Here is a 1,218-nt window from a genome sequence, read left to right as displayed (position 1 = left end):
AAAAAATTAATGGAATTAAGTAGAGAACCAAAGTATAAACTCTTACTTGAACGCTCTATTAACTGTATACATGTAAAATAAATTTATTCGCTAAAAATACAGGGAGAAGTGGGGACATATATGGTCACCTCGGGTTTAGCAAGGTTAATGTCCTACTTTGTTCAAACTACATTTACGTTAATCGATAATTCACCTTTCACAACGGGGTATCGGTCGTTAATGGTTCGCGGTCTTGCGACATATATCCGGCGTCTGTTGCGCCCTAATGAGATCCAAATTGACGTCTTACCCTCCTAGGCAGCCATATGACCTCGAAGGCCACTGTCCCGTTCAGGTTTTGAGTAAGACAAACCGTTTAACTCATTAATACCATTACCGCTGTTGTGCTTTGATGGACGTTATCTACTTTTACTCATGCTTTAAATTGATACCCTTAGGCCGCTATTTTACACGCCTTATTCATATCAAATGCTTGTCCGCGACTCATCACCACAAACACCATCCGCGCCATCTTATTGGCCAAGGCGACCGTCACTTTGCAAACGTGTTGGCGCTGTTTAAGCCGTTGGAGCCACAGGCTTAGTGAGTCGTCTTTTTTATCGCACCAGTTAACCACGGTTCTTGCACCATGGATAAGCAATCGCCGGAGCGTTTGATTACCGCGCTTGGTTATCTTGCCGAGTCGATTAGTCGTACCGCTACTGTATTGTGAAGGGGTTAGCCCTAGCCATGCGGCTAATTGCCGGCCATTTTTAAAATCATTCACTTCATTAATACTGGCTAATAATGTGGATGCGACGATAGGGCCTACACCGGGGATGGTTAGCAATAATGGATACTGTGGCATGGCTTGGGCAAGGGTTAATATTTCCTCTGCAACCTGGTCGATTTGTTCATTTAAATACAACTGAAACTCATAGAGTCGTTGAATAAACCCTCTGGCAACCGTGGATAACTCGTTGTCAGCATCTTCAAGAATGGGCGGAATGGCTAACATCAACTGGCGGCGAGTCTTTGCGACAATCAAGCCATATTCCGCGAGAAAACCACGCAATTGATTGCAGTTAGCCGTGCGATTCTCCACCAAGCGCTCACGAATGCGCAGCAAAGATTGAATATCCTGCTGCTCGACCGTTTTTGGACGAAGTAGACTCACTTTAGGGCGGCCAGCTGTTTCTCCGATAGCAACCGCATCATTGGCGTCATTTTTATTACCAA

At 44.8% G+C, this 1,218-nt stretch carries 1 protein-coding gene; it reads right to left on the bottom strand.

Going from position 1 to position 1,218, the window contains the following annotated elements:
- Positions 1 to 433 precede the first annotated feature (433 nt).
- The coding region (locus K5Q99_RS21755; protein ID WP_220778112.1) for an IS110-like element ISSod14 family transposase at positions 434 to 1,218 on the bottom strand (785 nt) is incomplete at its 5' end.

It is taken from the genome of Shewanella hafniensis, from assembly GCF_019655335.1.
Lineage (GTDB): Bacteria > Pseudomonadota > Gammaproteobacteria > Enterobacterales > Shewanellaceae > Shewanella > Shewanella hafniensis.
The sequence above is the reverse complement of the archived record's forward strand: the minus strand, read 5'-3'. Positions and strand labels throughout refer to the sequence as shown.